Origin of the sequence: Acidovorax sp. SUPP2539 (genome assembly GCF_030158975.1) — a bacterium.
In the GTDB taxonomy this organism is placed as follows: domain Bacteria; phylum Pseudomonadota; class Gammaproteobacteria; order Burkholderiales; family Burkholderiaceae_C; genus Paracidovorax.
In genome coordinates this window covers 1,460,958-1,476,698 of record NZ_BQXJ01000001.1, presented here as the reverse complement: position 1 = coordinate 1,476,698, position 15,741 = coordinate 1,460,958, and the positions used below count along the sequence as shown (strand labels likewise).

General features: G+C 71.9%; 14 protein-coding genes. 12 read left to right on the top strand and 2 right to left on the bottom strand.

Going from position 1 to position 15,741, the window contains the following annotated elements:
* Positions 1–26 precede the first annotated feature (26 nt).
* Entirely contained in the window at positions 27–2,270 is a 2,244-nt protein-coding gene (locus tag AVTE2539_RS06735; RefSeq protein ID WP_284409084.1) for an FUSC family protein, read from the bottom strand.
* A gap of 106 nt (positions 2,271–2,376) precedes the next feature.
* Between AVTE2539_RS06735 and AVTE2539_RS06730 the strand changes: the two genes are divergently transcribed.
* Positions 2,377–4,335, top strand: coding sequence for an esterase/lipase family protein (locus AVTE2539_RS06730; RefSeq protein WP_284409082.1), 1,959 nt, complete (start codon positions 2,377–2,379; stop codon positions 4,333–4,335).
* Positions 4,336–4,369: 34 nt separating this feature from the next.
* Here the strand turns inward: AVTE2539_RS06730 and AVTE2539_RS06725 are convergent, their stop codons facing one another.
* A complete protein-coding gene (locus AVTE2539_RS06725) occupies positions 4,370–5,272 on the bottom strand; it encodes an SDR family NAD(P)-dependent oxidoreductase (protein WP_284399521.1) in 903 nt (300 codons plus the stop codon).
* 114 nt (positions 5,273–5,386) lie between these two features.
* On the opposite strand from AVTE2539_RS06725, the gene AVTE2539_RS06720 reads away from it, so the two are divergent.
* From AVTE2539_RS06720 to AVTE2539_RS06670, 11 genes are all read left to right on the top strand, one after another.
* Positions 5,387–6,301 carry a LysR family transcriptional regulator gene (locus tag AVTE2539_RS06720; RefSeq protein WP_284404557.1) on the top strand — a complete coding sequence of 305 codons (915 nt, stop codon included), beginning with the start codon at positions 5,387–5,389 and terminating at the stop codon, positions 6,299–6,301.
* Between the two features lie 198 nt (positions 6,302–6,499).
* Positions 6,500–7,885, top strand: a complete 1,386-nt coding sequence (locus AVTE2539_RS06715) for an SLC13 family permease (RefSeq protein ID WP_284409080.1) — start codon at positions 6,500–6,502, stop codon at positions 7,883–7,885.
* A 49-nt stretch (positions 7,886–7,934) separates the two neighbouring features.
* Positions 7,935–9,626 carry a malonate decarboxylase subunit alpha gene (mdcA, locus tag AVTE2539_RS06710; RefSeq protein ID WP_272564052.1) on the top strand — a complete coding sequence of 564 codons (1,692 nt, stop codon included), beginning with the start codon at positions 7,935–7,937 and terminating at the stop codon, positions 9,624–9,626.
* A gap of 10 nt (positions 9,627–9,636) precedes the next feature.
* A complete protein-coding gene (mdcC, locus tag AVTE2539_RS06705) occupies positions 9,637–9,969 on the top strand; it encodes a malonate decarboxylase acyl carrier protein (protein WP_284403407.1) in 333 nt (110 codons plus the stop codon).
* Entirely contained in the window at positions 9,966–10,853 is an 888-nt protein-coding gene (locus AVTE2539_RS06700) for a biotin-independent malonate decarboxylase subunit beta (RefSeq protein WP_284409078.1), read from the top strand. Before mdcC ends, AVTE2539_RS06700 begins: the two co-directional genes overlap by 4 nt.
* A 30-nt stretch (positions 10,854–10,883) precedes the next feature.
* The gene (locus tag AVTE2539_RS06695) at positions 10,884–11,585 is read left to right on the top strand and encodes a biotin-independent malonate decarboxylase subunit gamma (protein ID WP_284409076.1); all 702 of its coding nucleotides are present in this window, start codon (positions 10,884–10,886) and stop codon (positions 11,583–11,585) included.
* Positions 11,586–11,619: 34 nt separating this feature from the next.
* Complete coding sequence (mdcG, locus tag AVTE2539_RS06690; RefSeq protein WP_284409074.1) at positions 11,620–12,318, top strand: malonate decarboxylase holo-[acyl-carrier-protein] synthase; 699 nt, start codon at positions 11,620–11,622, stop codon at positions 12,316–12,318.
* Positions 12,315–13,217, top strand: a complete 903-nt coding sequence (mdcB, locus tag AVTE2539_RS06685; RefSeq protein ID WP_284399498.1) for a triphosphoribosyl-dephospho-CoA synthase MdcB — start codon at positions 12,315–12,317, stop codon at positions 13,215–13,217. Before mdcG ends, mdcB begins: the two co-directional genes overlap by 4 nt.
* Complete coding sequence (locus AVTE2539_RS06680) at positions 13,214–14,122, top strand: ACP S-malonyltransferase (protein ID WP_284409072.1); 909 nt, start codon at positions 13,214–13,216, stop codon at positions 14,120–14,122. Before mdcB ends, AVTE2539_RS06680 begins: the two co-directional genes overlap by 4 nt.
* A gap of 155 nt (positions 14,123–14,277) precedes the next feature.
* Positions 14,278–14,946 carry a glutathione S-transferase family protein gene (locus tag AVTE2539_RS06675; RefSeq protein ID WP_284409070.1) on the top strand — a complete coding sequence of 223 codons (669 nt, stop codon included), beginning with the start codon at positions 14,278–14,280 and terminating at the stop codon, positions 14,944–14,946.
* A 242-nt stretch (positions 14,947–15,188) separates the two neighbouring features.
* Positions 15,189–15,470 (top strand): DUF427 domain-containing protein, encoded by a 282-nt coding sequence (locus AVTE2539_RS06670; RefSeq protein ID WP_284409068.1) that lies wholly within the window; start codon positions 15,189–15,191, stop codon positions 15,468–15,470.
* The last annotated feature ends 271 nt before the right edge of the window (positions 15,471–15,741 follow it).

Genomic DNA, 15,741 nt, shown 5'->3' with positions numbered 1-15,741 from the left:
CCCGGGTGTCGCGACCTCGGCCGCCCTCAGGCGCTGCGTTCGGCCACGGGCTGCGCGTCCGGCGCCTTTGTGTTCATGCTTTGCAGCACCTGGTCCGCATCGCTGCGCAGTTCCTCGGCCAGCCCCACCGCCAGGCCCAGGCGGCGCAACAGCCACGGGCCGAGCTGGGCATCGAACGGGTCGGGCAGCGGCTCGGGGCCGGGCGAGATGCGCGGGGGCATGGCGGCATCCGCCGAGCCACGCGGCGCGGACAGGGCGTTGCCGATGGCCTCGGCCGTGGTGGCCAGCGGCGCCTGCAACCGCTCGGGCTCCAGGTGGCCGCGGCGCAGCAGCAGCATGGTCTTCACGGCCGTGAGCTGGGCGAGCAACTGGTAGCAATGCACCTGCAGCCGTTCCAGGGGTTCGAGCGGCGGGCGCACGGCGCGCGGCTCCGACAGCGACCGCTGCGTGGCCTGCACCAGGGCCGAGAGACTGTCGTAGGCCTCGCGCCGCGCCAGCCGCCAGGCCAGCTCGGGCGCGTTGTCCACCGCCTGCAGCTGCCCCAGGGCCAGCGCCTCGCGCGCATGCAGCGCCTGCGCGGCCAGGGTGCGCGACACGAGGGCGGGGATCTGCGTGCGCTCCCACGAGGGCAGCACATAGGAAAACGCCCAGGCCACGCCGGTGCCGATGAGGGTATCGGCCAGCCGCTCGAACAGCGCGAAGGCCGTGCTGCTGCCCGCATGCAGCATGTGCGACTGCACTAGTCCGAGCACGGTGGCCGCCACCGCGGTGATGAGGTAGCGCCGCACGGCAAAGCCATGGGCCACGGCCTGCGCCAGCGTGAGGCACACGATCAGGCCCAGCGCGGTGGGGTGCATGGACAGCAGCCCCAGCGCCAGCACGCAGCCCAGCAGCGTGCCGGCCACGCGGCTGTTGCGCCGCTCCAGGGTCTGCGCCAGGCTGCCGCGCAGCACCACCACGATGGTCAGCAGGATCCAGTAGGCGTGCGTGCCCCAGGGCAGCGCCTGCGCCACCGCATAGCCCACGCCCATGGCCAGGGCCGCGCGGATGGCGTGGCGCAGCGGCGGCGCATCCCAGCGCCACAGGCCGTTGAACGGGTGCCACGACCACGCGGTGGGGCTCACGAACATCTGCCAGTTCGCGCGCACCACGGCCAGGTTGGGCTCGGCCTCGCCGCGGGCCAGGGCGATCATGCGCAACGCCTCGTCGTTGATGTGGCCGATGCGGTCCGCCAGCCCGCGCGCCAGCAGGCGGGGCGACGGGTTGGCGCCCTCGGGCCCGGGCTGGGGCTGAGGCACTTCGTCCCAGCGAAGGGCCGCCAGGTGGGGCCGGTGGTCGGCGAAGGCGGTGGGCCTGCGGCCGATGAGCATGGCGTCGGCCAGGCGCTCCATCTCGTCGGCCACGTGGTGCAGCACGTCGCGCAGTCCGACCACCACGGGCGCATGGCCGGGGTGGGCCTTGAGCGTGTCCAGGTCCAACTCGCAGGCCAGCAGGTGGTCGCGCATTTCCAGCACCAGCAGCAGCATGCCGGCCAGCCGCTGGCGCCGCGGCGTGCGGGGCGACTCCAGCACGATGTTGCGCGCGGCCTGCAACTGCTCGGCCAGGGCCGCCTGCCGGTGCAGCAAGGCCCCCGCCAAGGCGGGCGCGGGCGGGCCCTGCAGATCGACGGGCGTGAATTGCCGTGCCTGCACGCGCATCAGCGCAGCGAGCGCCAGCAGAGCATCCGCCACCGACTGCACGCGGTAGCGCGCATTGAGCGCATGGTTGGCCACCACCGAATACAGCACGTACAAAGCCGCCCCGAGCGCGAAATGCCCGGTGGTCGCGAGCGCCGCCGCCAGCGGCTCCACGCCCGGCGTGGGCGGCACGGCCATGGAGAACACCATGGAGAACATCACGGCCACCGCGATCGGCACGCCGCGCTTGCCCCAGGCCATGGCCAGGAACGCGACGAAGCTGGCCGGCACGATCAGCAGTCCCAGGGCCAGCTCCGAAGGGTGCAGCATCTGCACCCCGAAAAAGAGCGGCACGCCCAGCAGGGGCGCCGGCAGCATCTGCCAGAACTTGCCCCGCGCCGGGCCGGGCAGGTCGGGCGGCGCGGTGACGATGACCCCGACCGACGCCGAGGCGGCCGCCGCCGCGCCCAGCCAACCGTGCACCCCGGCCGAAATGAGCAGCAGGCCGAAGGCCACCGACAGGCCGTTGAAGACATAGTGGCTCAGCGCCACGCGCAAGGCGGCCCGCAGGCGGTGTTCCGGAGAGATCCTCATAAGCCGGCAAGCGTACCGCAGCACTGCGCACCGCGGCGTCAGGCAGCGCCCCATTCGCAGGGCCGCCGGGTAACATCGGCCACCCCGTCGCCGCCCGGCCCGCCCCATGTCGCCAACCACCCCGTCGCCGTTCCACCGCACCTGGTCCCCTGCCCCGCGCCGCACACCCTGGTCGGTGTTGCGAGGGCTCGCCGCACTGTGCGCAGCGGCCGTGCTGTGCGGCTGCGCGGGGGTGACGGTGTCGTCGATGTCGCCGCGCGAATACCTGTCGCAGCGGCGCGGCGACGTGCTTACCAGCGGCCGGGTCAGCGAGGCCACCGAAGAGGTGCTGCGCGTGATCGGCAGCGATGCCGACACCTGCGCGGACGACCTGGCCGACTGCCGCAACCAGCTGGCCGCCTCGAACGGCATCAGCGAGGAGCAGCGCCTGTCGGCGCTGGCAGAAGTCTGGCTGCAGGTCGGCCTCGAAGGCGAACGCGACCACAGCGCGCCGCTGCCGCAGGACGAGGCGCTCGATGCCTGGATGGAGTCGGCCCGCTACGCCTGGGCCTATCTGTTCTTCACGCAGCGCTCCCCCGGCGAGCGCGCGTTCGAAGACCGGCAGACGCAGGTGCGCGACTACTACAACTTCGCCACGCAGCGCGTGGTGTCCCTGCTGTTCCAGCGCTACCGCGCCGAAGGGCGCCGGTCGGACGAGGCGCGCACCCTCGGCGCCTGGCGGATTTCCAGCGACGCCTCGGACATCCGCCTGCCCAGCGACGCCCCGCTGCCCGAGGAACTGATCCCGGCCACCACGCTACGGTTTTCCGGCGTTCGCAACACCTACCGGCGAGACGGCTTCGGCACGGAACTGGTGGCGGCGTCGGTGCCCGAGCCGGGCGAGCAAACGCCCGCACCGTTCAAGGAAATGCCCTACCCCGCGGCCACCGCGCTGTTGCGGTTTCCCGGCAAGACGCTGGGCGAAGTGCTGCGCACGCAGGAGGTGCAGGTGGCGATCTACGACCCCTACCACACAGCGCGGGTGGAACTGGGCGGGCAGCAGGTGCCGCTGGCAGGCAACTTCACCGCGGGGTACGGCCTGTGGCTGGCCCGCTCGGGCTTCGCCACGCAGGCCATGCGCACGCTGCTGGGCTGGAGCGACCGGCTGGACGCGCCGCGCATCCACCTCATGCAGCCCTATGACCCGAACCGCCGCACCATCGTCATGCTGCACGGGCTGGCCAGCAGCCCCGAGGCCTGGATCAACGTGGCCAACGAGGTCCTGGGCGATGCGCAGTTGCGGGACGCCTACCAGGTGTGGCAGGTGTACTACCCCACCAATGCACCGCTGGCTCTCAACCAGCACGACATCCGGGAGGCCCTGGTGCAGACGCTGGCGCACTTCGATCCCGCCGGCACGGCGCACGCATCGCGCGACATCGTGCTGGTCGGCCACAGCATGGGGGGCGTTCTGGCGCGGCTGTTGGTGTCCGAATCCGGCGACACGCTGTGGGACGAGGTCATCGGCCGCCCCGTGCTGCCCCCGGAAGACCAGGCCCGGTTGCGCGAGGACCTCGGCCCCTTCCTGGTGTTCCACCCCATGCCCCAGGTGAGCCGGGCGGTCTTCATCGCCGCGCCCCACCGGGGCACGCCGTTCGCCAACAAGACCCTCTCGCGCTGGCTGGCCAATATGGTGACGCTGCCGCTGGCCGTGCTGGAGCGCTTCGGCGATGCGACCCGCACGCTGGCCAGGGCACAGGCCACGCAGCCCTCGTCCGGGGGCGTTCCGCCGCGCCTGCCCAACAGCATCGACAACCTGGCCGACACCGACCCGTTCGTGCGCGCCGCCGCCGACCTGCCGATCGGCCCGCGCGTGCGCTACCACTCCATCATGGGCCGCGAAGACCCGGGCACCCCGCTGGCGCAGTCGAGCGATGGCATCGTGCCCTACGGCAGCGCCCACCTGGCGGGTGCCGAGTCGGAACTGGTGCTGACCTCGCACCACAGCGTGCAGGAAAACCCCCGGGCGATCCTGGAGATCCGCCGCATCCTGCGCGAGGCGCTCGCGGCCGAGCCGGTGCGCTGAAACGCCGGCGCGGCGCGACGCCGGCCCCGGACGCTCAGCGCTGCTGGGCCAGCCGCACCTCGTTCGTCCCTTGGGCCGCGCCGCTTTGCGGCACCTGTTCGCCGGTGCGGTCGGTCACCTCGGCCAGGCGCGCGGCGAGTTGCTCGGGCACATCGGACCCGATGCCCAGATGCACCCCCTGCGTGAGCGTGACGTGCGCCGCCTCGAAGGTGCCGGCGCCCGCGCACAGGATGGTGCGCGTGGGCGCGCTTTCGTGCGCCAGCACCAGCATGGCCGGCACCACGGCCTCGGGCTTGAGGGCGGCCAGCACCTCCTCGGGCATCAGGCCCTCGGTCATGCGGGTGGCGGCGGTGGGCGCGAGCGCGTTCACGTGGATGCCGTGCTTGGCCCCTTCGATGGCGAGCGTCTGCATCAGCCCGACCTGCGCCAGCTTGGCGGCGCCGTAGTTGGCCTGGCCGAAGTTGCCGTACAGGCCGGTGGAAGAGGTCGTCATCACGATGCGGCCGTATTGCTGCGCCACCATGTGCGCCCACACGGCCTTGCAGCAATGGGCCGCACCCATCAGGTGCACATCCACCACGAGGCGGAAATCGTCCATGTCCATCTTGCCGAAGGACTTGTCGCGCAGGATGCCGGCGTTGTTGACCAGGATGTCCACGCGGCCCCAGGCATCGACGGCCTGCTGCACCATGCCCTGCACGGCCGCGAAGTCGGTCACCGAGGCGCCGTTGGCCAGCGCCTCGCCGCCGGCCGCGCGGATCTCGTCCACCACGGCCTGCGCCGCACCCACGGCCGCGCCGCTGCCGTCCACCGCGCCGCCCAGGTCGTTGACCAGCACCTTCGCGCCCCGCGCCGCCAGCGCCAGTGCATGCTGGCGGCCCAGGCCGCCGCCCGCGCCCGTCACGATGGCCACGCGGCCCTTGAAATCGATTGCCATGGGTTTCTCTCTCCTGTGGGCCCCGCGGGCCAGTGGATGGTTTTGCAAAAGCGGCCGCGCAATGTGCTGCAATCGGCCCAGCACGAATTCTGATCGAGCCCCCACCGCATGGCCATGCCCCACCGTCCCGATGACGACATCACCCTTCGCAAGCTGCACATCCTGCGGGTCTTCCTGGAGGCGGGCAACCTCGCGCGTGCTGCGGAGAGCCTGGACATCAGCGCGGTCAGCGTGCACCGCGCCCTGCACTCGCTGGAGGACGCGCTGCGCTGCCCTCTGTTCCGCCACGAAGGCCGGCACCTGCACCCCACCGAGGCCGCACACCACCTGGCGGAGGTCGCGCGCGAGCTGCTGGGCACGCTGGCCGAGGGCATCCGCTCCACGCGGGCAGTGGCCGGGTATTCGTCCGACCGCATCCGCATCGGATCGCTCTATTCGCTGACCAGCCGCACGGTGCCCACCCTCGTGATGGGCATGAAGCGGCGCCTGCCCGAACTGCAGACCGAACTGGTGCTGGGCTCGGACGCCGACCTGCGGCAAAAGCTGCGCAACGGCGCCATCGACGCCGCGCTGATGGGGTCGTCCGGCGATATGCCCGACCTCGAGTGCGAGCCCTTGTTCGAGGACGACATCCACTTCGCCGCGCCGGCCGACTCGCCCTACCCGCCCGACGAGCCCATCGACCTGGCCGCCTGCGCCAGCGAGCGCTTCGTCAGCCTCACGGAAGGCTTCGTGACCTACCAGGGCTTCATGGAGACGTTCCGGGTGGCCGGCTTCACCCCCGACGTGGTGATGCAGACCGAGGACATCTTCTCGCTGATGAACCTGGTGAGCGGCGGCGTGGGCTGCACCCTGCTGCCCGGGCGGGTGCGCGGCGTGCTGCCGCCCAACGTGCGGCTCATCGCGCTGCAGCCGCGCTACCGCATGCGCCAGACCATCGCGCTGCACTTCCTGCGCACCCGCGAGCGCGACCCCAACCTGCTCGCCCTGCTGGCCGTCTGCCGCACCGCCAAAGCGGCGCTGTCCTGAGCCGCCTCGGCTGCCACCCGTGGCAACCCTACGGGGTAACCCTGGATCGTTTCGATTAGCGTAAGTGTCGGCACGCCGCTGGCATTGATCCGCGCCGCCCGGCTGCGTATCGTCCCCTGCAAGAACAAAGCCCCGCATCCATGAGCACAGCCACCGGCCTGTGCCGCCGCGGGGCGCCACGGACAGGAGACAAATTCAATGACTTCCCACTGGATATCCATCTGCGCGCTCGCCAGCATGTTCGTCATCGCCACCGTGCTGCCCATCAACATGGGCGTCATCGCCTTCGTCGGGGCCTTCCTGGTCGGCACGCTCGTGGCCGGCATGAATGCCAAGGCCATCATGGCGGGCTTTCCGGTCGACCTGTTCCTGACCCTGGTGGGCATCACCTACCTGTTCGCGCTGGCGCAGAACAACGGCACGATCGACTGGCTGGTCAAGCTGGCGGTGCGCGCGGTGCGCGGGCGCATCGCGGCGATCCCGTGGATCATGTTCTTCATCGCCGCGGCGCTCACGGGCGTGGGGGCCGTCAGCCCGGCGGCGGTCGCGATCATCGCGCCCATCGCGCTGGGCTTCGCGGCCAAGTACGGCATCAACCCGCTGATGATGGGCCTGCTCGTCATCCACGGCGCGCAGGGCGGCGGCTTCTCGCCGATCAGCATCTACGGCGGCATCACCAACAAGATCGTGGCCACGGCCGGCCTGCCGCTGAACCCCATCGCCACCATGGCGGCCAGCCTCGCGGTGAACCTGGCCGTGGCCATGGCGCTGTTCGTGGCCATGGGCGGCCTGAAGCTGGCGCGCCAGCGCACCGGCGCCCGCAACACCCCGTTCGACCTGCCGCAGGTCGCCCACGGCCAGGGCGGCGCCCAGGTCTATGGCAACGCCGAGGGCGACTCCCTGGCCGAGGAACGCCGCACCGCCGCCCAGACCGACGACTCGCTCATGAACGCCGCCCCGTCCACGCCGCAAGCGGAGGGTGCGCGCTGGTACCAGGCGGTCACCGTCATCGGCCTGCTCACCCTCGCCGTGCTGACGCTGTTCTTCAAGCAGGACATCGGTTTCGTCTCCATCACCATCGGCCTGTTGCTCACGCTGATGGCGCCCAACCTGCAAAAGCGCGCGCTCGGCCAGGTGTCGTGGCCCGAGATCATGCTGATCGTGGGCGTCAGCACCTTCGTGGGCGTGATGGACAAGATGGGCACCATCGACTTCGTGGGCCACAGCGTCGCCGCGCTCACCTCGCCGCTGATGGCGGCGCTGCTGCTGTGCTTCGTCGGCGCGGTGATCTCGGCCTTCGCCTCGTCCACGGCAGTGCTGGGCTCGCTGATCCCGCTGGCCGTGCCGTTTCTGCAGGGCGGCGGCTCGGGCGATGCCGGCGTGGGCGCGGTGGGGTTCATCGCGGCCATGGCCGTGTCGTCCACCATCGTCGATGTGAGCCCCTTCTCCACCAACGGCGCGCTGGTGCTGGCCAATGCGCGCGGCGTGAACCGCGAGGTGTTCTTCCGCCAGCTCATGGTGTATGGCGCCGCTGTCACACTGATCGCACCCGTGGTGGTGTGGCTGCTGTTCGTGGTGCTCTGACCGGCCGCAGGCCCCCACCCTTCCTTCTTCCAACCCACCCCTACCTCCCATGAACCCCAGAGACTGGAACACCCGCGCGGACCGCCGCGCCGCCCGGCTCGCGCGGGCCGACCGCGCGCTGGCTGCGCACGGCATGCCGCTGGCCGGCAAACGGGTCGATGCCGCCGCCATCGGCACGCTGCTCGAAGCCGTGCTGGAGCCCGGCGACCGCGTCTGCCTCGAAGGCAACAACCAGAAGCAGGCCGACTTCCTGGCCGATGCGCTGGTGCAGGTCGATCCGGCGCGCGTGCACCACTTGCACATGGTGCAATCGGTGCTGGCGCTGCCGCAGCACCTGGACGTGTTCGAGAACGGCATCGCCTCGCGGCTCGATTTCAGCTTCTCGGGCCCGCAGAGCGCGCGCATCGCGCGGCTGGTGTCGGCCGGGCGCATCGAGATCGGCGCCATCCACACCTACCTGGAGCTGTTCGCGCGCTACTTCATCGACCTCACGCCGCAGGTCGCGCTGATCGCCGCGCAGGCGGCCGATGCCGAGGGCAACCTCTACACCGGCCCCAACACCGAGGACACGCCCGCCATCGTGGAGGCCACGGCCTTCTCGGGCGGCATCGTGATCGCACAGGTCAACGAGATGGTGGACGGCCGCACCACCACGCTGCCGCGCGTGGACATCCCGGCCGGCTGGGTGAGCTTCGTCGTGCAGGCCCCGCGCCCGCACTTCATCGAGCCGCTGTTCACGCGCGACCCGGCGCAGATCAGCGAGATCCAGGTGCTCATGGCCATGATGGCGATCAAGGGCATCTACGGCGAGTACGGCGTGCAGCGCCTGAACCACGGCATCGGCTTCGACACCGCCGCCATCGAACTGCTGCTGCCCACCTACGGCGAGTCGCTAGGCCTCAAGGGCAAGATCGCCCGGCACTGGGCACTCAACCCGCACCCGGCGCTGATTCCGGCCATCGAGGCCGGCTGGGTGGAATCGGTGCACTCCTTCGGCTCCGAGCTGGGCATGGAGGACTACATCCGCGCGCGCTCGGACGTGTTCTTCACCGGCCCAGACGGCAGCCTGCGCAGCAACCGCGCCTTCTGCCAGGCCGCGGGCCACTATGCCTGCGACCTGTTCATCGGCTCCACCCTGCAGATCGACCTGGACGGCAACAGCTCCACCGCCACACTGGGGCGCATCGCGGGCTTCGGCGGCGCGCCCAACATGGGGGCCGATGCGCGCGGGCGGCGCCATGCCAGCCCCGCCTGGCTCAAGGCCGGCGCGCAGGCGCGGGCGGGCCGCACCGGCGCGGCCGGCACGCCGCGCGGGCAAAAGCTCGTGGTGCAGATGGTGGAGACCTTCCGCGAACACATGCAGCCCGCGTTCGTGGAACGGCTCGACGCCTGGACGCTGCAGGAGCAGGCCGGCATGGCGCTGCCGCCCATCATGATCTACGGCGACGACGTGACCCACATCCTCACCGAGGAAGGCATTGCCAACCTGCTGCTGTGCCGCAGCGACGAGGAGCGCGAGCAGGCCATCCGCGGCGTGGCGGGCTACACCGCGGTGGGCCTGGCCCGCGACCGGCGCGCGGTGGAGAACCTGCGAGACCGCGGCGTGATCCACCGCCCTCAGGACCTGGGCATCGACCCGCGCGATGCCACGCGCAACCTGCTGGCCGCGCGCAGCATGCGCGACCTGGTGCGCGCGTCGGGCGGGCTGTACCAGCCGCCCAAGAGATTCCGGAACTGGTAGGAGGCACCCCATGAGCGACATTCCCGCAGGGCTCGAAACCCTGGACTTTTCCTTCCCCGGCGGCCGCCCCACAGGCCCCTTCGCCCCCGTGCTGGTCGGCGTGGTCGGCTCCGGCAACCTCGAGGTGCTGCTGGAGCCCGACAGCGGCACCGGCTGCTCGGTGCGCGTGGAAACCTCCGCGCGCGGCTTCGGCCCGATCTGGCAGGCGGTGCTGGACGACTTCCATGCGCGCCACGCCTTGGCCGGCGTGCGCATCGCCATCAACGACATGGGCGCCACGCCCGCCGTGGTGGGGCTGCGGCTCGACCAGGCCGTGGCCGAACTGCCGGGAGCGCGATCATGAGTTTGAGCTACGCGGAATGCAGCGCGCGCGAGCGCCTGGCCCACCTGCTGGATCCCGGCAGCTTCCATGAATGGCTGCCGCCGGCCGAGCGCGTGACCAGCCCGCACCTGGCGCAACTGGGCGTGCCCTCGGCCTTCGACGACGGCGTGGCCGTCGGCCGCGCCACGCTGGGCGGGCGGCCCATCTTCGTGGCCGCGCAGGAGGGCGAGTTCATGGGCGGCGGCGTGGGCGAAGTGCACGGCGCCAAGCTCGTGGGCCTGCTGCGGCGCGCGCTGCGCGACCGGCCCACGGCCGTGCTGCTGCTGGCCGAGTCCGGCGGCGTGCGGCTGCACGAGGCCAACGCCGGGCTGATCGCCGTCTCGGAGGTCATGCGCGCCGTATTGGATGTGCGCGCCGCCGGCATCCCGGTGGTGGTGCTGATCGGCGGCGCCAACGGCTGCTTCGGCGGCATGGGCATCGTGGCGCGCTGCGCCGACCACGTGGTGATGAGCGACATGGGCCGCCTCGCCATGTCGGGCCCCGAGGTGATCGAGGCCTCGCACGGCGTGGAGGAATACGACGCGCGCGACCGCGCCCTGGTGTGGCGCACCAGCGGCGGCAAGCACCGCTGGCTCACGGGCGACTGCGACGCGCTGGTGGAGGACGACGTGGCCGCCTTCCGGGCCGCCGCCATCGCCGCGATCGGGGCCGCGCGGCCCGTCACGCCGGCGGCGCTGGAGGCCGAACACGCGCTGCTGGCCGCCCGCGTGGCCGCGCTGGACCACCTCCCGGACGATGCCCCCGCCGACGACGCCACCGCGCTGTGGCAGGCCCTGGGCGTGGCCGATGCCGCCCGCGTGCCCGAGCTGGACGTGGCGGCGGTGCAGGGCCTGCGCCCGGCCTGAACCCGCAGCAACGAACGAGAAGGAACCGACATGCAATGGAACACCCTGGCCGAAAGGCTCTTCGGCGCGCAGCACGGCATCGTGGCCGATGGCGACCTGCTCTTGGGCACGCCCACCTTCGACGGCCAGCCCCTGGCCGTGATCGGCACCACAAACCATGCGCCCATCGGCGTGCGGCTGGCGCTGGCCCAGGCCCGCGCGGTGCTGGACACCGTGGCGCAGCACCCCGGCCGCGCCATCCTGCTGCTCATCGACACGCAGGGCCAGCAATTGCGCCGGCGCGACGAACTGCTGGGCATCAACCGCGCCATGGCGCACCTGGGAATGGCCATCGACCTCGCGCGCCGGCACGGCCACCGCGTGGTCGGGCTGGTCTACGACCAGGCGCTCTCGGGCGGCTTCATCACCTCGGGCCTGATCGCCGACGCCTGCTACGCACTGCCCGAGGCCGAGATCCGCGTGATGCGCATTCCCGCCATGGCGCGAGTGACCAAGCTGCCCGAGGCCCGGCTCACGGAGCTGTCGCAGTCCAACCCCGTGTTCGCCCCCGGTGTGGACAACTACGTGGCCATGGGCGGCGTGCGCGCGCTGTGGGAAGGCGACCTGGCCGCCGCGCTGCGCGAGGCCCTGGCCCACACGCCCACCGACGACGTGCGAGCCCGGGACGGCGCCGCGCGCGGCGGCCGCCAGCTCGCCGCCGCCGTGGCGCAGCGCGTGCTGGACGCGGCCTGAGCACGGGACGCCCCCCTTTCACGCACCCACGCCCATGGCCACCGCCCTGCCCCTGCAGCGCCACCAGCTCGCCTGCCTGTCCGATGCCGGCTGGCAGCGCCAGCTCGCCCTGCCCTGGGACGGCGAGGCCCGCGAGTGCCTCGATCACTGGGCCGCGCGGCGCCTTCCGCTCGTGGTGACCACCCAGCCGCCCGGCCCGGACGGCAGCATCGCGCTGGGCCTGCCGGCCCCCGGCCGCTGGGCACGGCGCCGCCTGGCGCTGCGCGTGGCGCGCGAAGACATCCTTTACTTCGACGCCTTCCCCCCGGCCCTGCTGGCCCAGCCGCTGATGCCGACCGGATCGAAGGCCGCCTGGGGCCGCCTGGGCGAGGCGCTGCAGGCCTGCGGCGTGGCGGCCCGCATCTACGGCAGCCACGGCTGGCAGCTCATCACCGGGCTGGACCACCTGCGCAGCGGCTCCGACGCCGACCTGTGCATCGGCGTGGCCGGCCCCATGCAGGCCGATGCCGTCGCCGCCTGCCTGCTCGCCTTCCCGAAGGCGCAGCCCCGGCTCGACGGGGAACTGCTGTTCGCCAACGGCGCCGCCGTGGCCTGGCGCGAATGGAGCGCCTGGCGTGCAGGCCGCGGCAAGGCCGTGATGGTCAAGCGCCTGGCCGGCGCCGCGCTGGCGCAAGCGCCCTTCTGGCCGGCCACGGAACCGGCAGAGGAACCGGTGCAGGAGCCGATGCCATGACCGCCAACGCACTGCGCCGGCCCGCCAGTGCCCCGCGCCCAGGCCCCGGCCCAGGCCCGGCCCCGCACACCATCGGCCGCGCCGCCACGCTGTCGCTCTACGACGAACTGGCCTTGTCGCCCAAACCTGGGCTGGTGACCCTCACCGACAACGGCAGCCACGCCGACATGGATGCCCGCACCTTCATGCGCAGCCTGTTCGCGCTGCGAGGCTATTTCGTGCGCATCGCCGCGCTGGGCCATGCCGGCGAAGGGTTCCCGGCGCTGGAGCGCTGCGGCATCGAGGCCGAAGCGCGCATGGTGGCGGCCACCGGCGGCGTCAACACCCACCGGGGCGCGATCTTCACGCTGGGCCTGCTGTGCGCCGCGGCGGGGGCGCTGGCGCGCGAGGGCACGCCCCTGCAGCCCGCCGCGCTGCGCGAGGCGCTGCGCCGCCACTGGGGCGCGGCGCTGGCAGAGCGCGCCGAACGCACGCTGCGCGCGCCGCGGCTGCCTGGCGGCATCGCCGCGGCGCGCCACGGCCTGCGCGGCGCGGCACAGGAGGCCGCGCTCGGCTTTCCCGTGCTGTTCGACACCGCAGTGCCCGCGCTGCGCCATGGGCTCGCCCGCGGGCTCGGCGTGCAGCAGGCGCGCGTGGACACACTGTTTTCCGTGATGGCCGTGCTGGACGACAGCAACCTCGCCCACCGGGGCGGCCTGGAAGGCCTGCGCCACGCCCAGGCCTGTGCGCGGGGCTTTCTGGCCGCGGGCGGCGCCGGGCGGCCCGGCGGCCTGGAGGCCGCCCACGCCATCGGCCGTGATTTCGTCGCACGGCGCCTGTCGCCCGGCGGTTCGGCCGACCTGCTGGCCGCCGCCTGCTGGGTGGTCCGCATGGCGCCACCGGCAGGCAGCGCACCATGAGCTATGCCCTGGTGTTTTCGGGTCAGGGCATGCAGCACCCCGGCATGCTGCCCTGGCTGGCCGACGGCGCCCCGGTGCGCGCGGTGAACGAACGCCTCGGCGTGCGCGACTGGCGCGCCGCACTGCAGGACGCCGATTGGGCCGCGCGCAATGCCCACGCACAGGTGCTGCTCACCGGCCTGGCCCTGGCCGCATGGGACGCCCTGGCCCCGTTGCTGCCCCCACCGGCCGCCGTCGCGGGCTACAGCGTGGGCGAGCTGGCCGCCTTCAGTGCAGCCGGCGTGTTCGATGCCGGCACCGCGCTGTCGCTCGCCCAGGCGCGCGCCGAGGCCATGGACCGCTGCGCCGCCGGCCACCCCGGCGGCCTGATCGGCGTGAGCCGCATGGCACCGGCCGCCATCGACGCCCTGGTGCGCGACACCGGCCTGGCCGTGGCGATCCGCAACGGCCCGGACAGCGTGGTGCTGGGCGGCGCGCTGGCCGCGCTGGACCGCGCCGAAGCGCTGGCCACGGCCCAAGGCGGCCACTGCACGCGCCTGCGCGTGGGCGTGGCCTCGCATACGCCGACCCTGCAACCGGCGGCCGATGCCTTTCGCCAGGTGCTGGAGGGCACGGCTTTCGCCCGCCCGCGCACGGCCCTGTTCAGCAACGCGGCAGACCGCATCGCCAGCGTGCCGCAGGCCCGCGACGCACTGGCGGCGCAGATCGCCCGCACCGTGCGCTGGGACGAGTGCATGGACAACCTGCATGCGCGCGGCGTGCGCTGCGTGGTCGAGGTGGGCCCGGGCCAGGCGCTCGCCAAAATGTGGAACGCACGCTACCCCGGGGTGCCGGCCCGCGCCTGCGACGAGTTCCGCAGCGCGCAGGCGCTGGCCGCGTGGGTGGACAGCCACGGCCTGTCCTGATCCCCTGGACGGCGCGGACCGGTGCCCCGGCACGCAGCGCCCTGCCAACACATTGGCAGCTTTTGCGAACGCGTTGTCGCAGCAGCGCCCGGCACCGCCCCTAAGCTGGTGGCCTCCTCTTCATCGATGGCGGCGGCACCGCCGGGAACACGTCCATGCTCACGCTCCATCACTGCCTCAGCGCACGCTCTTTTCGCCCTTTGTGGATGCTGGAAGAGCTGAATGCGCCGTATGCGCTGCAGGTGCTGCCGTTCCCGCCGCGTGTCCACGCGCGCGAATTCCTCAGCGAGAACCCGCTGGGCACCGTGCCGCTGCTAGTCGATGGCGATACGCGCATGACCGAATCCGCCGCCATGTGCCAGTACCTGTGCGCGCGCCACGCCCCCACTCCCCTGCAGGTCGAGGTGGGCGAACGCGATTTCGGCCGCTATCTCAACGACCTGCATTTCGGCGAAACCACGCTCACCTTCCCGCAGACCCTGGTGCTGCGCTACCGGTATTTCGAGCCGGCAGAACGCCGCAGCCCCCAGGTGGCCGACGACTACGCCCGCTGGTTCCTGGCGCGGCTGCGCACGCTGGAACCTCGGCTGGCACAGCAGCCCTACTTGTGCGCCGGGCGCTTCACGGCGGCGGATGTGTCGGTGGGCTATGCGCTGCTGCTGGCCGAGCACCTGGCGCTGGCCGCCGCGTTCCCGCCCGCCGTGGCGGCCTATTGGGCCCGCCTGCGCGAGCGGCCCGCATTCGTCCGGGCCATGGCGGCGCAGGAGGCGGCGGCACGCGCGCAAGGGATGCCGCTCACGCCATCGCCCGACCTGCGGCCCTGAGCCGGGCGGAACAGGGGCTGGGCACTGCTGCCGCGTGGTGGCAGCGGCGACGACAAGGACGCAAGCAAATTCGGGTAAGGTGCTCTTCTGGCAAGACCGCGACGCGTTGCCACGGCCCATCGTCCGGCCTTCAACGCGCTGCCGCGCCCCGGCCCATGGCCTGCGATTCATGGATGGCTGCTCGCGCGATCTCCATTCCATCAGTTCAGCCCGCATTTTTTTCATTGCAAAGGACCACCCCCATGAAAGCCATCTGGAACGGCGTGACCGTCGCCGAGAGCGACGACACCGTGCTGGTCGAGGGAAACCACTACTTCCCCGAAAGCGCGCTGAAGCCGGAATACTTCACCTTCAGCAACCACAAGACCATGTGCCCCTGGAAGGGCCAGGCCACCTACCGGTCGCTGCTGGTCAACGGCGAACTGAACCCCGACGCCGTCTGGACCTATTCCGACCCCAAGCCCGAAGCCGAGTCGATCCGCGGCCGCTTCGCGTTCTGGAAAGGCGTCAAGGTCGGCGCCTGAAAGGCCCCTCGGGTTATCCCTGCCCGCACTGGACAATCATGTGGATAACCCGGGACAACGCCTGTATGGCGACGCCAAGCCGTTGATTTTGCATGGAAACCGATGCGCCGCCTCATTTTTAGGCACCCGGTTGCCCACAGGGCTGTGGTTATCCCTGGTGCCGCTGGACAATCATGTGGATAACTCGGGACAAGCCCTGTATGGCGACGCCAAGTCGTTGATTTTGAACGCCTACCGCTCGACTGCCTTCTTTTTAGGCAACCCAGTGTGC